Genomic DNA, 17,201 nt, shown 5'->3' with positions numbered 1-17,201 from the left:
TGCGCCCACTCACGCCGCCTCGCCGAGAACCATCCACAGGTTCTGATCATTGCTCCCGGTCCATTCCCAGGGACTCCAGGACCTCAGTGACCGATTTCGGCGACTTAGGCTTGTCATCGCTCATGTGCATGCTTGCCATAAAGGACCATTCGTATTATTTGGTAGACGAAAAGGAGCGACTGTGCGCACCGCCAGCGGTTCTCCGACGCGGCGCGCGATCCATCCGATTCCACTCCCTCACGCCTACTTCCCTCGGCTACGAGTCCTCAGTACGGAAAATCACATCGGCAAACGCAGAATCCCGAAGCCCGTATGCATCCTCTACAGAACGACGTCGTTCTTCGTCCAGCCACTGCAATGTCGCTAGTCGGTCTCTGTTTTCCGCGACCGCGCGAAATTCTCGCCAGAAACTTTGGACGTGGCCACCGACGTCACGGCGAGCCAACTCCCAGAGGACGCTGTCGATGACCTCGATTGGCGAACCGGTGTCAGCTATCACCCGCAGTCCAGCCGAAATCATCCAATCCCGGCAAGGCTCTTCCTTGCGGTCGGCATAAGCCTGCTCGGCTGCAGCTACCGAGTCGGGGAAGCGGCGCTGCAGCAAAGAACTTGGTGGACGGACCCACCAGCGCACGATCTCCGCAGCACCGCGGGTATCGAAGATGTCCATCTGAATATTCGGTGGTTCAGAATCTGTGGGACCAGGTTGATATGAACTCTGTCGAAAGGTGATAGTGCCCGGCGTGAATTCTCTCATCAGGGGCGCATGACTGAAGGTCAGCTCTTCCCGATTCGGTTTGGGATCCAAACCCAATGGAATTGAACCACCATCGCACTGGTAGATGGATCAACTCCGCCTGAGTGCCAGATCGTGCCACAACCCACTCTGGGCCAAGGTTGCTCGCCGCAGACTTCAACACCCGCTCCCATGCAGAACCGCGCCCCTTCCTCGGGGTCGACATGGCCAAGCCATCGATTCCCTCGAGGATGGAAGCCAACTTCGCTCTCCGGTGTATCAAACGATCGAGCGCTGCCAGTGGCTTTCTCCAGGTAAATCACGATAACGCAGCAAGAAGTCGGAAATGTTCCGCCCCACGATAGGCCAGTCCTCACGTCCGTCGAGAGTTGAAGCTAACAGAACATTGAAGTCGTTTTTTCTTGTGTCGAATACAATGAAATCTGGCTCGACCACCATTGTGCCGATTATTATGTCACTCTTCAAGAAGCGCCCATCCTCGTCATCCCAGAATTCCAGCTCGCGTTCCGTAACTTCTCGAGCTTTAGGCGGAGAAAGGAGTGTTATTCCGTCCTTTCCTAAGCCCCTATCGTGGTGAAGTCTGCATTCTCTCGCGCTTCTCCATAAATCGAAGAGATCTCTCGGCAGGGTATCTAGGTTCCAATACTGAGACACCTCTTCAGCCTCTGCCGGCGGGTCGTATGTGTTGTAGACGTCGAATGATCGGCCTGGATGCGTCGGGACTAGGACCCGCTGGATGTCGGGATAGGACTCCAGCGCATCAGTTATAGATATCGGCATAAAATTCCCACCATCGAGTGAAGAGTGCATGTATAGAAGTGGGCAGGGGAACTAGATTCCAGAATTCATTCGTACCTCCGTACTTTCGGGGAAGTATGTGATGCACCTCCCAGCGCCTTCGACCGCGCCGGAATCTCCCACATCGACTGGATCGCCGAAGGGTTCGACGCCATAGACAAAGGCCGCAGCCGGCCGCCCGCCTTCGAAAACGGTATGGTCTCCGCTGACCGCCTCACTACCGACCCACGAATCATCCGCACAATTAGCCCCGGCCTACCTGGCAGTCCGGACATCATCCCTCAGTATCAAGCACTATCTGCGAGGGTTCCGGAATCGCGGGATCCGGGCGTGCAGGTTCATTCACGGACGGAACAGAGGGTTGATCATGCTCGGCAGGTGGAACGGTACCGTCGATGGCGGGTATGCCGCGCGGTGGCACTCCACCCGGAGCGTCGATCAGCTGGTGCGTAGCCGGATCGGGATCGCGGCGCGGTAATTGCGGGCAGGCTGGTCGGTCCGCGCCATCCCTACCTGCAGGCAGCCCCGAGTGCGCCCAACGTAGGGCTCACAGCCGTCTGAAACCTTTGGGTAGAGGAATCTCCGGTCGTTCGGTCGGCAGTCCTGCTGCTGCGCGGATGCTTCGGATGTCCTCGACGGTTAACGGCGTGGACAGATTCTTCTGGATGACGATTGTGCCGTCATGGTAGGGAAATGCCTCCACGCTGGGCGGGAGCTGCGTTTCCTTGATCGGCAACTCAGGACCGAAGTAGGTGCAACTGCCCACGATTGCGTCACCCGGTACGTTGCGCTGAGGCGATGATTCGGTTCGGCGGTAGAGCACGGTGACACGCGAGTCCCAGATGTCGGCTAGTCCCTGTACGAGCTTCAATGCCAGCGAAATCAGTGATTCGTCGGCAAAGGCACATGCGAATGCGCCGGACCCTGAGGTGCCCCCGAAACTGACAACGACTTTGACGTCTCCAGCGGGTGAATACAGGGTCATATGTCGTCCCAATGAGAGGGGATACATACCGCCGGTGGCATCGGGGGATCGTCTGCGCTCGATCAATGCGGCTTCGATCGATTTTTCCGTCGGAGGTACAAGGATCTGACGGAGATTCGACGCCAAGGCCTGCTCGACTCCGGCGCCGTCGGGGAGTGCATCGCCTACTGTTTGGTACAAGTCGACGTCGAAGACAGGATCGATGTCGCGAAGCAATCGTAGCGAACGTGCAACGAGCGCGGCCGTGACGGCCTCGCTTTCAGGCGAACCCTTTCGTGGAATGACCTTCACTGTCAAGCCCGCCGTAGGATTGCGGCGCAGTGATGACGTAGGCACTTTCACTCCCCTCCAAATACGATGATGTTGATGTTCTCCATCCCGATGACCTCGTCGAACGCATCCTCCATTATCTGAGCAGCTTGTTCTTAAGAACACCATCACCTGCGGACGTGAGCTTGGCCGTAACTTCTGGTGTCACAGCCGACGCGAGCCTTTCGGTAGGCGAACCTCCGGTCGTTCGGCCGGCAGGCCGACTGCTGCGCGGATGCTTCGGATATCGTCGGCAACCAACGGGGCGCGTGGATCACGCTGGATGACGATCGTTCCTTTCTTGTACGGAAAAGCTTCGACAGTGGGTGGGATCTGCGTTTCGTTGATCGGCATCTCAGGGCCGAAGTAGGTGCAACTGCCCACCGTTGCGTCGCCGGGCACGTTGTACTGAGGTGTGAGTTCCGCATCCCGGTAGAGCACGGCTGTGTGAGCGTCCCAGATATCGGCCATGCCCTGGACGAGTTTCAATGACAGTGAGATCAGAGATTCATCGGCGAAGCCCCCTGGGTACGGCCAGATGAACGTGCAAAGTAAGGAACCTGCTCCCGCCGTACCCCCGAATCCGATGAGAATTTCGATGTTTCCGTTGTCGATGAACAACCTGAGTTGATGCCCGAAGGAGAGTGGGTAAATCCCGCCTGCGGCATCAGGAGACTTTCTGCTCTCGATCATTGCGGCCTCGAGGGAGTTCTCTGCCTGAAGCGTGAGGATCCGTCCACCATTCGATGCAAGCGCCTGCTCGACCGTAACGCCGTCGGGAAGGCCATTCCTCACGGAGCGATACATGTCGACGTCAAAGACTGGGTCAAGCTCTCGAAGGAACTGCTGCGACCGCGCTGCCAGCACTGCGGTGACCGATTCGGCTTCCGGCGGCCCCTTTCGCGCCATGACTTTCAAGGTCAATCCGGACGCCGGATCGCGACGTAAAGATGAAGCAGACAACGTCACTCCTGCTCGAAGACGATCGACCAATTGGACAGGCTCTGGCGCTACACCGGGTAACCCAACGCCGCCCGCACCGCCACGATGTCGGCGGCAGCGACCTCCATTGGCTTGTCCCCCAACCGAATCAACGTGCCAGTGGGCAGCTCCTCTACCACCGCAGATTGGGGGAGTTTGCTGCGATCGAACGTAACTCCTGAATGGAAGTATGTTTCCCATCCCACCTCCACCTCACCTTTCGACCGATTCTGAAGGTGCCGGTAGTCGCCGATGCTCCACCGAGCCCGAACTGCCCACGATCGCGTCGCCGGGTACCTTGCGCTGAGGCGATGATTCGGTCCGGTGGTAGAGCACGGTGACGCGAGAGTCCCAGATATCGGCCAGCCCCTGTACGACGCTGAACGCCAGCGCAATCAGCCATTCGTCGGCAATGGTGCAGGAAAACGAGTCGATGCGTGAGGTACCCCCCGAAACCGATCATGACCTCGAGATCCCTTTTGGTCAGACAAATTGATCATCTGCTCTTGGGAGACTGGATCCCAGGCACGTGCCACGTGGGGCAAGACCGCACACAAATTTCTTAGACTGTCTCCAGTCTGGATATCCAAGGCGCAGGCTCTAGGCACCGAGTCCGACGTTGGTCCAGATATCAAGGTAAGTGGAGTAATCGACCAATTCAGGGGGTTCCGTCGATGACCACACAACACCCCTTGTCGATTCCTCACCAAAGTACAAGCAAAGATAACCGCCGCCGCCCGATCTGAATGTCGCGATGCAACGAGCCGGATCTGGGTACTCTTCAGGGGACAGCCCGTACAGAATAGACCATTCAAAGCTGTCAATTCGAAACATATCTTCAAGAGGCAGTGGCCCGACAGTCTTACCGGCAATATAGTACCAACCGTTGTGCAAATTTGAATAGAAATTCTTTAGACTGGGGGGGAATTTATTCCAATACCCTGGAAGTTCATCACCATCCACTACCGGTGGCGTACCCAAATAGTAGAGATCGGTCCCGTCTGCCATTTTAATTTTATATAGAAGAAAAAACCTATTTTCAGACCTGAGCAACCGAACATCAGATAGATTCTCTTTAATGTTTCTGTAAGTGTCGCCCAATATCGGTCGCCCAAATACATCCCATTGGTCCAATATCCCCGAAATTCGAGCTGCAAGGTCACCATTTAGCGCATCCAACCAATAATTCGGAAGCGCCGTACGTTCAAGTGGTGTCAAGTCGTCAATCTCCACAAGCACGGGCGAGTCGATATACCGCGAAATCTTGACCAGATCCACTACTGAACTCCATTCAATATACTAGATATCATTTGACGAATTTCCTCAGTAAGATGAGTTTCGATTTCGATCATAGCATCCCGGAATTCAGGGGAAACCGGGATTCCGCCCTTCACATAGCCCCACCAGTCTGCCCAACTCTTGGCGCCCTTTGACGTATTCGCAGTCGGGCTCAAACCCAGGAAGTTATCGACGTAGTTCAATACTTGAATTTGCTGCTCGAAGGTCAACTGCGTAAAGCCAGGCATGTCGAATATGACCCTCATCGGTACGGTGTGATCCGCCTCGAGGACGTCGGGCAATGTGAGCCCGGGAAGAACCGGGTCCGGTCCGCCACCTTCGTGATCGAGGTTAACTATGTCGCGGATCACATTTGTCGGCGTTTTTCGACGCAGCGACGCATACAATTGAGCTAAGTCAGCGGCCGTCAGCGGGTTGCCTTCGGAATCCAAGCGAGAATCCTCGGGTGCAGCCTCACCCGAATCAGATGACTGCTGCGGAGGTGATTCTGGACTTGTCTCGGCACCATCGGTGAGTGAATCTACGACTTCTTGCACCGCGTGAATGAAGTTCGACGCTAGTACCCGCTCGACGGATGAACGTTCGGTGGGATCTGGGCGGACCGTCGGATCGGCGATCGTGCTCGGGTCGGGATCAAAGGGGTCGAACTCCGGGGGTCCGGGCTGGGTCGGCGCACCGGGAGTCTCGGGATCGACCGGAATGTGGCCTGGGTTGACCGGATCGACGGCCGGTTGCTCGCCAGGTTCGGGAGCCGAAGGTTGTTCGGGGTCAACTAATCCAGGTGCGGTGGTGCCGGGGTCTACTGGTGGTTCGAAACCCGGATCCGACGGTGTTGCCGGATCGCCTGAATCCGGCTCGCTGGAGGGATCTTGCGGCTGGGTCGGATCGTGATCACCAGGCAGACGCGGTACAGGCCGCGGCGTGGGCCTCCGAGGCGGCGGCTTCGCGGCAGGTCCGGCCGGCCCGGGCTGGGCGTGGCCGGGAGTGTCCTGCTCATGCGCTGGGGGCAGCTTCACGAACGGAGAAAGGACAGTGCGAAGAAGTGCCTGATCCTGCGGAGAAAGCAGGGCCATAGCCTTCACGAGCACTTCGGCGAGATCTACTCCGGCCTCGAGCGCCCATTCCTCGAGGCTTTCCATGCGGCCGAACAGTTCCGAATCCCCCAGACCCACACCTGCAAGGATTTGCGCGAACAAAGCTGCGATTCCAGCGGTGAGCATGAGCCCGGCTTCGGCTGCACTGAAGATGCCGCCGATGATCGGAATTCCTGCCAATTCTGCTTGGGGTGTGTCGGTTTCGTTCGGTGTAGCGGGCGCTGGGTCGATGGATGGGGATGTCCCGGCACCTGGTCCGTCCCCGCCGATGTCTCCGCTGATGTCCTCGGCCGGCGACCGCTGCGGGATCTGCTCCGGCACTTGCGCCGGAGCCTGCTCAGGGACTTGTGGTTCGGGCTCGACCGCGGGTGGGACCGGTGGTTGAGTGGGTATCGGTTTCTGGACTGGTGGATTGGGGGCCTTGTGGCCTTCGACCTGCGGTGTCTCGTTCCAATGTGGACCGTCATCTGAGCGGGTGCCGTCGTCCTCACCGGAGATCTTGGTCGGGCGCGCCGGTGCAGGCGATTTCTTGCCGCTCTGTGTGCGATCCTGCGGGTCCGCCAAAATCGGATACAGCACGTTCTCGATACCCGTGGTGTCGACGACCTGGACGAGTTGCCCGTCCCGGATCTCATAGTGCGTCGGAATGGGTGTGCCGTTGGCGTCGTAGGCCCACGGGGCATCGATTGTCGAGACCGGGTTTCCGTCGGCGTCGAAGACCGTGACCGTGCCGTCTTGGTTGACGCTCATGTGACCGCCGGGCGGCACCGCCACCGGAATCACGGATTCGTGCGACGACGTTTCGTCGTGGATCAGGAAGAAGAACCGGCTTCCGCCGGTGATCGGATCGAACACCCGCAACGAGGACTGTCCGCCAGGTGCGTACGCAGTCAACGGCGACGCGGCAGTCCCGACCGCCTGGGAGAGTACTGATTCGGGCGTGCGGGGGCTGAAAGGTCCCGGCCGCCCGCGCACTCCGATACCCGCGGCGGTGAACGCCGCAGCGCCGATCAGGGTGAGTTCGAGATACCGGTCACGGCCCGAGTCCTCCCCGGCGGTGGAAACATCTGCTGCCGGGACCGGAACCGTTTGAGCCGGTGCGATATTCGAATCCGAATCCGCGGGGATCGGTCCGGGACCACGATCGGTGGTGGTTCCCTCACCCGGGGTGGGTGTGGGTGAGGGAACCGCTGATGCCGATGCATTGGGGAATGCACCGACACCAGTTTCCGAGGCCGGGGACTCGGAAGTAATGGGCGGAACCTCGATCGTCGGCACAGGGACGATGGGGGTGCCGTTGTAGGTGGGAAAGTTCGTCGGAGCATTGGCCCCGACATTCGGGCCACCGCCTGGAGCCTGCACACCGGGGAGCCCGACAGTGGTCGTCGGCGCAGCTGTCGACGTCGTGGACGGCGCGCTCAGGCACGGGTTGATGATCTCTGGCGGGATGGGCGCGCCAGGTGGCAGCGACGCAATGAGATTCAGGTAGATCTGATGATCACGTGCCCGCACCGCCGCGCAGTCTTCTTCCGGCGTCGCGTTCGCCGGAGCGGCGGAGAGTGCAATTCCCGCACCGATCGCTCCGGCCGCTCCGGTCAACAGCGCCCCAGCGGCAAGCACTCCCGCGAGAGTCCGGCGAAGTCGTCTACCGGACTTCACCGGTGCGCACCACGATTGTCACTCTTCTTCGTTCGGAATTGCGCGATGAGTTTGTCTGCGCCCCACCAGAACAACCGTCCGGAGATCGACATCCACAAGAAGAACGCCAGGTAAACCAGGATCGTCCCGTAGTCGTTCGCCCAGCCGGCGAGCTTCCCGATCACCGCGAATGCCGCGATCAGCAACCCCAGTCCAACTGCCGTAGCGATCACAGCCTTGGAGAGTGGACTGAGTTCACTGTCCGGATCCCAGTCATCAACGTCTGCAACGTCTTTCCTATCGACGGCAGCGGGTTCCGGTTGGACACTGCGGCGTTCGGCGTTGTTGACGGTCATGACTGGAACTCCAAATGGGAAGGGAGAGCGGGGAAAACGGGTCGCCGGTGCTGGGCGCGGTATCAGTTCCAGTACTGGTAGGTCAGGGTGACGTACCCGGCGTTGGCCGGGTTGTTCGGATCAGCCAGATAGACATCGACGTAGCCGCCAGCATGGGTAGCGGCCTCGCCGATCACTACGCGGTCGGGGGCGCTGAGCTTGCCATCGGGGCCGACGGTGAGCGCCGAGCCCGGTGCGAGCTCAATCCACCGCTGCGAGCCTGGAACGATGTCGGAGATGGCGTCCGGGATCGGGCTCGCCGCCAACGCCGCGGTTTCCGCATTCGAGAGCGACAGACCGATCCGACCCTGCTCAGGTTCGACGATCGGAGTTGCGGCAGATGCCACGCCGGCGCCGAGAACACCGAACAGGGCGATACCCGCGGTGAGGGTTCCGGCAGTGGCCAAGGTACGAATCTTCATGATTTCTCCTTTGTGGGCGTGATGAGTAACCACCCCTGGACTGGGCGGATCGGGAATAGTCGCCAGCAGCGCTGACGACGGCTGCGCGGGTCAGAGCCAGGTCGGATCGGAGTACACGAACAACGTGTTGTCGGACGTCGCCGTCGACACCGAGAGTTGTGCGTACGAGCGGATCGTCACCGGCCCCATGCACGCATCAACCTTCACGTGCACGTTCTCCGCGGTGATCGACGCCTTCGACGACTCGAGATCCTTCTTCCCCAACGGAATCGTCGTGATCGTGCCCGGCGCAATCGTCGACTGAATACTCGGATTCACCGACGCATTCACACCCACGTTCGCCGACGGGACACCCGAAATACTCACACCGACAGACGGACCGAGCGAAAAGCCAAGCCCCAAGCCAAGTCCGGAGGAAACATCGATCTGGCAGCCGATCTGCAATCCCTGCTCGACATAACCGGTCTTCACTGCCGAATCACCCTGACCGCCGATCGTGCCGGTCACCTTCGCCGACACGAACCCCTCACGGGTGAACGCCGTCGTCGCCAGATTCGGCACCGGGTTCGCCGACAGTTTCGTGGCGGCAAGATCCAACGACCAGCCGTCATCGGTGACCGTGCTCGCAAATTTGTCCACCAACGCCGTCGGCGTTGCCGATGCGCTCCCTGCGAAGACCACACCAGACGACAGCGCGGCAACCGCACACGCCGCGAGCCCCACTGCGGCCCTCGATCGACGATGGGATATGCCGTTTTGCGATTCGATCGACATGAACTGCTCCTCCACGTGACACAGCAACCAGAGCGGTAGCCGACAACTAACTGAATTAGTTACCGGACGGTACCAATCGTCCTGTTTGCCCGCCAGTGCGCCATCTCCCCCATCTTGGATTTAGGGTGAACTTTCGGTAACAGATATATATCGACAGGCTTATCAGCAGCGAAAAGGACCTAGGTCCCACTATGAGCAAGGTCACCGTTTACGGACGAGAAGACCCCTCAGAAACAGTGCGGCAAATCGGATTCGACCCGCATCCCGCGGGCCTCAGAGCAGCTGAAGGCAGAAAGTGCGGGCATCAAGCCAGTGTGCGTACTTGAATATGAAACTAACAGGCATTACCTGGCAATCAATCGTGAAGTACGGCGCCCAAGCGGGGCCTGGGAGCGCAACGCTGCACAGCTCCCGCGGAGATACTCACTTCATGGTCGGCGCGAAATCGTCGGACCCACGGGCATCGCATCGTTAGCTTGTCAATCACTGATAGGCGCAGACGACGCACACAAGTAGTACGCAAGTACGAGAAAAGGCTCTGACCAAGACCGGAGTCCTTGATCAGAGCCCTACCAACTCAGGGTCGAATGTTATGCCGGTTCTCTCATGATGCCGAGATGCCGTGCAGTCCCGGACACCCCAGGAACCTCTTGCACAGGAGACCAGGTGTTCAGCCCGTCCGTGCTGTCGGAGTAGAGATACTTTCCTTCGGTATAGGCGTCGAGATAGATCCGCCAGTCGCCGCTCGGCAACTGAACCACGGCCGGACCTTCGACAAGCGAACCCCAATTCCCGGGCGGGACAAACGAATAAGGTCCCGTCACCGAAGGAGCGACCGCATGCTCGACGACCTTCCTCGTCTCGTTCTTGGTGAACGCATGATAGGTCGATCCGACTTTGACCACGGTGGTGTCGATGTGGTCCGCACCGATCCCGGCGAGCGGAACAGGCGGGCTCCACAACCGGAGCGACGGTTCCAACGCCGTCATCAGATACGGCACAAATCCTCCACCGGTCGACATCGACAGGATGACGTTGACGCGATCGCCGTCCACAAACCATTCAGGCGCCCAGGCCTTGGTGACGAATGGTGACAGCGACGGTCCGTCGCTGAAACCAGCCGAACCCGAGAAGCCCGGGGGGCTCGCAGAACCGGTGCCATCTCCCGTACCAGGCATCAAGGCGCAGCAAAACGGAACCGGATAGTTCCCCAGCGGCGTCCAGTTGATGCGGTCGCTGCTGCGTGCAAACCCGATGTTCGCCCCACCACCCGTCGTGTAGGTGAGGTAGTACAACCCGTCCGTGTTCCGGAAGATGCTCGGATCACGCACGAGCCCAGACGGCGGCCTGTACGCCGACTGCTGGACGAGCTGAAAGCCGGTGCCGTCGGCCGACTCGTAGACATCCATGTCACGGTCGCTGGCATTGCTGAACGCCACCATTGTGTATTTCCAGTCAGGCGGCGGCGCGGCGCTACTGGCAGGGGCTGCGACCAGCAACCCCGCGACGACGAGGATCACCAGCGATACAACAGAAAGGCCGGTCCGTTTTGTCGGAATCACCGATGAAGTATGTACGACAGCCGGCCCACCATGGGTAACTTCGGTCGGAGGCAGAGCAGGATCGTTACCTGAGGCGATTCGTCCCGTAGTGACGGCGGGACGCCGGCAAGGTCAGCCGTTAGCATCACGCCATGGAACTTGGGGTGCATTTCGCGCTGTCAGACAGCGTGGCAGCGGAACTTCTGGACGCGCGCGGCGACGACGACAAACTCGGCGCTGTGGTCGAGGACATCGAGGAGACGGGCCGATCCGAGTTCTCGTGCGACACGGACAAGGCGTGGTATCCGATCCTGTGCGCCCTCTCCAGCACGGGGTACGAGCGCGTGTCCGAGAACTGGCCGGCCTACGGCGTGATCTTGGGGGACGAAGATCTCAACACCGACACCGACGACCAACTCGTCACCTACCTCGCACCCGATCGGGTCGCCGAAGTCTCCTCGTACCTGGCGGAAATCACCGAATCCGAGTTCGGCGTGCGCTACGACGCGATGCCGCTCGACGACCGCAACCCGGAATACGGCTCCGACGAGCGCGGGTACGCCTGGGGCTGGCTTCAGGAAGTGGCGGACTTTTTCCAGCGCGCGGACCGAGAGCATCGCCACGTGGTATTCACCGTGCGGTTCTGATGCCCACTACCCGAGCAGTGTGACTCCGAAAACAGTAAAGGCTCTGACCTGGACCGAAGTCCGAGGTCCGAGCCTTTGCTTTGGCGGAGGCAAGTGGATGGCATTCAAACTTAACTGTCCAGACAAGGCGGATGCTCGAAAAGTGGGATGAGCTGCAGGTTTAGGTGGCGTTGCCGTGCCGGTCGCTCTGCTCCATTACGTCCAGTTCGTCTGAAACGACGTCACGAGCGCTTTCGAACACTGAAAGTAACTTCTTCTGTTCCGAAGACAAGGTGACACGCCAGGCAGGCATACGGACTCCTGCGCTGCTGTACAGGTAGTCGGTATTACCTGGAATCATCAGGATGTGGTCGTGTTCCACCGGGATGCGGTAGGCGAGGTAGCCGTGATCGGTGATCAGGGCAAATGGATGGCCGCCCTCGAAGGCGTAGACGTCTGATCCGTCAGCCTGCGGAGCTTGTCGCATCGTAGAGGGCGTAGTTCGTTGGTCATCAGGAGACGGAGGACTCGTTGCTTCGTCAGCTGGATCGACAGCAGACACAGGTAGTGATGGTAGTTAGTCGAGCTCGTCTGACTCCGGTATGCAACTAGAAATGGCGAGGTGTGCTCGCGCAATGGAGCGGAGGTTACGATTCGCTCGTGCCACTTGACTACGTTTACGGTGCCGTTCTAAACGTTCTTCGTCACGTATTTGATATTCGGGTTTGGTAGTGTGCCTCCGTTTTATGTGTACTCTGTTTGTAGAACAATCGCGACTATTGTGAAATCAGACAAACGCTCATTAGAACCACGGTAGCCGTGATGACATGCAACGGCTAGGTTAGTTACGTTCTACATCAGTGATTCGGACTTGATTGTCATTAGTGGGTGATAGTTTCTTTAAGTTAGTTCGTTGCCTTTGCATGGCAATATGTACTCCTTGAGGATATATAAGCATGAAAAGATGAATAAATCTATATTCGAATGAGCGGTAGGGAGTCGATGGGGTTGACCCTCCTTCACGCCGGAATGAGTGGAGTGAGGCAATCCTCTAACAGTGACCGAAATATCTACATTTGAGATAAAGAAATAGCCCGAATTCCACACGAAGTGGAATACGGACTGAGTGGTCACCTAGCCTAGGTAAGTTCAGACCTTAGGCCTAGTCAAGCTCTTGCTCCAACATGCGAAGATATTCCGCATTCTCGCGGTCGCGCTCCACTTGAAGTACGATACTTGCTGTCAGCATCCCGGCGATCCAGGTGCAAAAAGCAAATGCGGCACCGAAGAGGCACAAACCTATAAGTTCGTATCCGGGAGCAACTAGACGTACGACCGACATCGTTAGTAGCGTGACTGCTATTGACCAGCCTGCAGCAGTGGCAACTATAGAAGGCCAACTTAGGCCAACTGTCCGTGGCGCCATAATCAAGCTCCTTACCTGCATTCCTTATCCAAAGGGTGTGGGGGCGCTCAATTAAGGCGACCGAGATAGCTACAATCGATTTATAGACATTTCGGTATACTTATTTAAACATATGGTTGACTTAACGTCAATATCATAAAATAGAGCACTCCAAAAAGAATGTAGGAAGATTTTTAACATAGCCTACGACGTTACTGAGTCATTTAGATAAAGCCTGCTTCTACATCGGGGTGGTGGTTTTTTACTTACAAAGAATGCTAGAATATACGCATGAGTGATAGCAGTCGACCGATCCGGGATTATGTTCTTCCGCTTGTCGAAGTCTCCAAAGAGGGTGAAATCTACAGCCTCAAGAGGTTCCATGGCACATGTTTTCTTGTGGGATCTGATGGAATTGCCCTCACAAATGCTCACCTCTTGGGTGTTGACACGGGCAATCATTTAGCAGTACTTACAGCCGACGATGATGGCTGGCATGTTCATCGAGTAAGCGACCAAGAAACTCACCCCTCCGAGGATGTCGCCGTACTACGAATACCGTCGATAAATTATCCATCAATTATGCGCATATCAGACACTTGGGAGGGGTCGTCGTTCGAATACAGGCAATGGTCATATCCCGAAGAGACCGCGCAAGAGCTTGAGAAGGACGGGGTCATCGCACTCAGACCTGACCTAGTCTACCTTCAGGGATATATCCGCAGAAGGATGCAAGATATCCCGTTATTCGCGATACGAGGACACTCATTCTACGAACTGAGCGAACCAGGCGTTTCTGGATGCTCGGGAAGTCCCGTTATTTCACGAGAGCCCTCCGAGATATGGAAAGTTGTAGGGATCTTTGCTGGCCATAGGCATTCTGCACAAAATGGTAACGCCAGCTCAGTTGGATACGCAGTGCGAGCAGATGCAATACACAATTGGTCGCCATCACTGCTCGGACGTTGCATTTCCGAATTGTGAGACATTTTAGCTGTGAAAATTGAATCAATTATGACACAGTAACGAGTAAACAGAAACCGATTGTACGGCTGCGGACTAGACCAGTCTAACAATGGTCGTGTGCAAAACACTCGCTCAACCAAACGTCACTTCAACTACGTTCACTAGATGCTAAAATAAGAAATATGACAGAGTCGTTCAAGTACAGCGATGGATTCTCAGGCCAACTAGCAATGATTACCTCTATTTCAAGTGACAGTATGAGGGTTAATTTCCGCTTTCCGAACGGAAATTCTGGTTTCATGACAAGCGAGAACGACGTCGCTCTACACCCTGGTGAAGTAATTCTGATCAGCGGCAACGAATTCCGTGTGGCTGACCCATCCATGTGGATAGAAGAGAAAAAAATCGGTGTCATTCGCAAAATAATCAACAAGCAACTACTTATCGAGGACGGATACTCATTCCATCTCATACCTAACAAAAAGCCGAAGGAGACTGTCGTCGGTCAAACCGTTACCTATGACGAGAGTGGTGTCCATGAAGTCATCGCCGATACGCCACTCCATCCGCGTGACGTGAACTCAACAGACATGAAACCGGACAGATACCTATGGAAGTCACAAGGCAAGAAGCTTACCTTTGACGACTTTGGCGGCTATCCAGATGTGATTGCGCGAGCACGCGAATTGATCGAAACTCCACTACTCAGAGCTGAGGAACTAGCTAGTATTCGAGCCAAGCCCATCAAAGGAGTTCTGTTCACAGGGCCACCAGGAACAGGCAAAACTCATCTTGCTAGAATCATCGCCGATCAATCCAAAGCTGCCTTCTACTCAATCAGCGGTCCCGAGATTGTCAGCAAATGGGTTGGCGACAGCGAAGGGAACTTGCGAACATTATTTGAGGACGCCGCCGCCAAGCCTCGCGCCGTCGTGTTTTTCGACGAGATCGACAGTCTCGCAGAAAAGCGGAGTGGAGAATCGCACGAATCTTCTAAGCGAGTTGTCGCCCAGCTACTGACACTCATGGACGGATTCGAGGAGAAGAGCTCCAACATAATTGTCATTGCTGCAACGAATCGCCCTGACGATATCGACCCGGCGCTACGTCGACCGGGCCGATTCGATTGGGAGATTGAATTTCCAATGCCAACAGCAAATGATCGGCTTCAGATCCTAAAAGTGTCAATGAAGCGTCTTAATGTTGTAGATCCCAGCTCTATGCCGCTAGAAACGATCGCAGAGCGTACTGACGGCTGGTCTGCTGCACGAATTGCCTCAATATGGACTGAGGCAGCTCTACTGGCTGCTACCGATCGTCGAGGATCACTTCGCGTCGAAGACCTAGCTGGAGCTTTTGAGCGTTTGCGTAATAGATCACAGTCATCAAATGGGGGAATCTAACATGAAAATAGTACCAAACTGGGTGAAACGACTTTGGGCATGGATAATGCGGAAGAAAGCTCGGGCCATTAAGAATTCGCCTTTTATGGAGTTTGTCTACCTTGACGAGATTAGCGTTCTTAGCCTTCTTGTCTCTAGAGAAGGAGAGCTGACCGAACAAATCCAAGAAGGACGCACCCAAGAAGAGTCCGTAGGAGGTGAATTGGGAAGTAGTATCGGGGCAAAAGAAACGAGCGTGAGTTCGAAGTCCTCGTTCCAAACCAAAAGCAGTCAGTCAGTTCAGGCAACGCGAAAAGCCAGTATTCAGTCCCAGTTTAAGCGGCTTCATCAACGTGTGAAGGAGGCTGACCTTCTGTTTCCTGTAGGGACCTCTGAGAATATCGACAGTATAGAGAAGCTCCTAGAGTCTAAACAAGTCAGCATCAATGTCTCCCAGCTCACCCGCGGCAGCCTTATCGAGCTAGAAGTTAAGCTACAAGCCGATCCGCTATTTAGTATGGGGTCGATCATCACTGAGGTCGCCGAGATGAGTGCCGACCATCCTGAGATTTTTGGTACTAATCTAGGAGGAGTGCTCCCGGCAGAGATGAACTCTTATGGCAAATTGTTGGATCGTTTCATGGCCGGCCTCGTTCCTATCAGGTCGATAGTAACGAACGTCAGGCTTTATGAAAAAGACAATCGACAATATCTGGTGGACACAGACCTTGCCAACAGTCTTGGCCTGCAAACCAAAGAGATTGAATTAGTGGGCGTGCTTGAAAAGGACAGATTCTGGAAAGACATGCGACGTCTGCTCTTTTCAGACGCAACAGTCACCGTTCTCGGGCGAGTGAGTATCGACGGCATCCGTAAGACCTGGACTCCCGTTAAACTACTTGATCTATTTGCAAAGACCATGCCGGGCGGCCAGCAAATCGTCGATACATTCCAAAATATTTCGTTCGATGAGGCAACTCCTAATAACGATCACGAAGCGCGTGTTTTCGAGGGCGCGCTCCGCGAATACAGTCGATTGCTGGTAGGAAATTCAAGCGCTAGCATCTCGGACGAGCAACAAAGCAATATAGATCAGATTGTTGCAATAAATCGTATTGAATGGACATCGACGGAATCACAGGTGCAAGCGTTTCAAAAGATTGCGGACCGGCTAGGCGAGTATGGTATCACTGCCACACCGGACGACCTCGCTACATTTAGAACGCAGGCGCGCACTCACGCAGGCATCACTGCGCTAGGCGACATACCCTCCATTCAGATTCCATCCACTCCATCGACAAACAGACAACCGGATGCAAATCTAATCGAAATTGAAGTCGTCGCAATGTATTGGTAATTTTTCAACAGATCAAATGAGATTTAAACCCGTTTTACCTCCATAAAACAAAGAGCGCCGAGTTGAACGATAAAGGTTCAAACTCGGCGCACCTCTGTTATTGAAAATGGAAATGTTATTGAAAATGGAAATCATTTTGGTGGAGGCCAGTGGATGGCATTCACTTGACTGTCCAGACGAGACGGATTCTCGAAAAGTGTGATGATCTGCAGGTTTAGCCGGCGTTGCCGTGCCGGTCGCTCTGCTCCATTACGTCCAGTTCGTCTGAGACGATGTCACGAGCGCTTTCGAACACTGAAAGTAACTTCTTCTGTTCCAAAGATAAGGTGACACGCCAGGCAGGTATGCGGACGCCTGCACTGTTGTACAGGTAGTCGGTTTACCTGGAATCATCAGGATGTGGTCGTGTTCCACTGGGATGCGGTAGGCGAGGTAGTCGTGATCGGTGATCAGGGCAAATGGATGGCCGCCC

Annotated in this window: 15 protein-coding genes and 2 pseudogenes; 4 read left to right on the top strand and 13 right to left on the bottom strand. The window is 56.2% G+C overall.

Annotation, left to right across the window (positions count from 1 at the left end; all coding sequences use genetic code 11):
• Positions 1-256 precede the first annotated feature (256 nt).
• The 12 genes and pseudogenes from M1L53_RS22430 to M1L53_RS22380 all read right to left on the bottom strand — a co-directional run bounded on the left by M1L53_RS22430 (position 257) and on the right by M1L53_RS22380 (position 10,894).
• On the bottom strand, positions 257-814 hold the full coding sequence (locus tag M1L53_RS22430) for a hypothetical protein (RefSeq protein ID WP_139120588.1): 558 nt from the start codon (positions 812-814) through the stop codon (positions 257-259).
• A gap of 201 nt (positions 815-1,015) precedes the next feature.
• Positions 1,016-1,567 (bottom strand): hypothetical protein, encoded by a 552-nt coding sequence (locus M1L53_RS22425; RefSeq protein ID WP_128637879.1) that lies wholly within the window; start codon positions 1,565-1,567, stop codon positions 1,016-1,018.
• Positions 1,518-1,670 (bottom strand): annotated as a pseudogene (locus M1L53_RS34905) (HNH endonuclease signature motif containing protein); the annotation flags it as partial. The gene M1L53_RS22425 and the pseudogene M1L53_RS34905, both read right to left, overlap by 50 nt.
• A gap of 432 nt (positions 1,671-2,102) precedes the next feature.
• The gene (locus M1L53_RS22420; RefSeq protein WP_230359416.1) at positions 2,103-2,876 is read right to left on the bottom strand and encodes a hypothetical protein; all 774 of its coding nucleotides are present in this window, start codon (positions 2,874-2,876) and stop codon (positions 2,103-2,105) included.
• A gap of 138 nt (positions 2,877-3,014) precedes the next feature.
• Positions 3,015-3,812: a hypothetical protein gene (locus tag M1L53_RS22415; RefSeq protein WP_230359415.1), complete on the bottom strand. Its 798-nt coding sequence runs from the start codon at positions 3,810-3,812 to the stop codon at positions 3,015-3,017.
• Between the two features lie 47 nt (positions 3,813-3,859).
• Positions 3,860-4,099, bottom strand: a pseudogene (locus M1L53_RS22410) (hypothetical protein); the annotation flags it as partial.
• Between the two features lie 331 nt (positions 4,100-4,430).
• Positions 4,431-5,108 carry an SMI1/KNR4 family protein gene (locus tag M1L53_RS22405; protein ID WP_047272172.1) on the bottom strand — a complete coding sequence of 226 codons (678 nt, stop codon included), beginning with the start codon at positions 5,106-5,108 and terminating at the stop codon, positions 4,431-4,433.
• Positions 5,108-7,882: a hypothetical protein gene (locus M1L53_RS22400; RefSeq protein WP_232319101.1), complete on the bottom strand. Its 2,775-nt coding sequence runs from the start codon at positions 7,880-7,882 to the stop codon at positions 5,108-5,110. The genes M1L53_RS22405 and M1L53_RS22400 overlap by 1 nt, the downstream gene beginning before the upstream one ends.
• The gene (locus M1L53_RS22395; protein WP_054188642.1) at positions 7,879-8,217 is read right to left on the bottom strand and encodes a hypothetical protein; all 339 of its coding nucleotides are present in this window, start codon (positions 8,215-8,217) and stop codon (positions 7,879-7,881) included. Before M1L53_RS22395 ends, M1L53_RS22400 begins: the two co-directional genes overlap by 4 nt.
• Before the next feature lie 62 nt (positions 8,218-8,279).
• Positions 8,280-8,678, bottom strand: a complete 399-nt coding sequence (locus tag M1L53_RS22390) for a hypothetical protein (protein ID WP_050655627.1) — start codon at positions 8,676-8,678, stop codon at positions 8,280-8,282.
• A gap of 90 nt (positions 8,679-8,768) precedes the next feature.
• Positions 8,769-9,452 carry an MspA family porin gene (locus M1L53_RS22385; RefSeq protein WP_054188735.1) on the bottom strand — a complete coding sequence of 228 codons (684 nt, stop codon included), beginning with the start codon at positions 9,450-9,452 and terminating at the stop codon, positions 8,769-8,771.
• 590 nt (positions 9,453-10,042) lie between these two features.
• Complete coding sequence (locus tag M1L53_RS22380; RefSeq protein ID WP_003943973.1) at positions 10,043-10,894, bottom strand: glycoside hydrolase family 43 protein; 852 nt, start codon at positions 10,892-10,894, stop codon at positions 10,043-10,045.
• Between the two features lie 251 nt (positions 10,895-11,145).
• On the opposite strand from M1L53_RS22380, the gene M1L53_RS22375 reads away from it, so the two are divergent.
• On the top strand, positions 11,146-11,640 hold the full coding sequence (locus M1L53_RS22375; RefSeq protein WP_054188643.1) for a DUF1877 family protein: 495 nt from the start codon (positions 11,146-11,148) through the stop codon (positions 11,638-11,640).
• A gap of 160 nt (positions 11,641-11,800) precedes the next feature.
• Here M1L53_RS22375 and M1L53_RS22370 read toward each other — a convergent pair whose 3' ends face one another.
• Positions 11,801-12,106 carry a hypothetical protein gene (locus tag M1L53_RS22370; RefSeq protein WP_054188644.1) on the bottom strand — a complete coding sequence of 102 codons (306 nt, stop codon included), beginning with the start codon at positions 12,104-12,106 and terminating at the stop codon, positions 11,801-11,803.
• A 1,209-nt stretch (positions 12,107-13,315) separates the two neighbouring features.
• Between M1L53_RS22370 and M1L53_RS22365 the strand changes: the two genes are divergently transcribed.
• The 3 genes from M1L53_RS22365 to M1L53_RS22355 all read left to right on the top strand — a co-directional run bounded on the left by M1L53_RS22365 (position 13,316) and on the right by M1L53_RS22355 (position 16,729).
• A complete protein-coding gene (locus M1L53_RS22365; protein ID WP_116057441.1) occupies positions 13,316-14,008 on the top strand; it encodes a serine protease in 693 nt (230 codons plus the stop codon).
• A 164-nt stretch (positions 14,009-14,172) separates the two neighbouring features.
• Entirely contained in the window at positions 14,173-15,393 is a 1,221-nt protein-coding gene (locus tag M1L53_RS22360; protein WP_054188645.1) for a 26S protease regulatory subunit, read from the top strand.
• Positions 15,380-16,729 carry a hypothetical protein gene (locus M1L53_RS22355; protein ID WP_147308008.1) on the top strand — a complete coding sequence of 450 codons (1,350 nt, stop codon included), beginning with the start codon at positions 15,380-15,382 and terminating at the stop codon, positions 16,727-16,729. The genes M1L53_RS22360 and M1L53_RS22355 overlap by 14 nt, the downstream gene beginning before the upstream one ends.
• The last annotated feature ends 472 nt before the right edge of the window (positions 16,730-17,201 follow it).

The organism is Rhodococcus sp. T9N, from assembly GCF_024436645.1.
GTDB classification, from domain to species: Bacteria; Actinomycetota; Actinomycetes; order Mycobacteriales; family Mycobacteriaceae; genus Rhodococcus_F; species Rhodococcus_F qingshengii.
The sequence above is the reverse complement of the archived record's forward strand: the minus strand, read 5'-3'. Positions and strand labels throughout refer to the sequence as shown.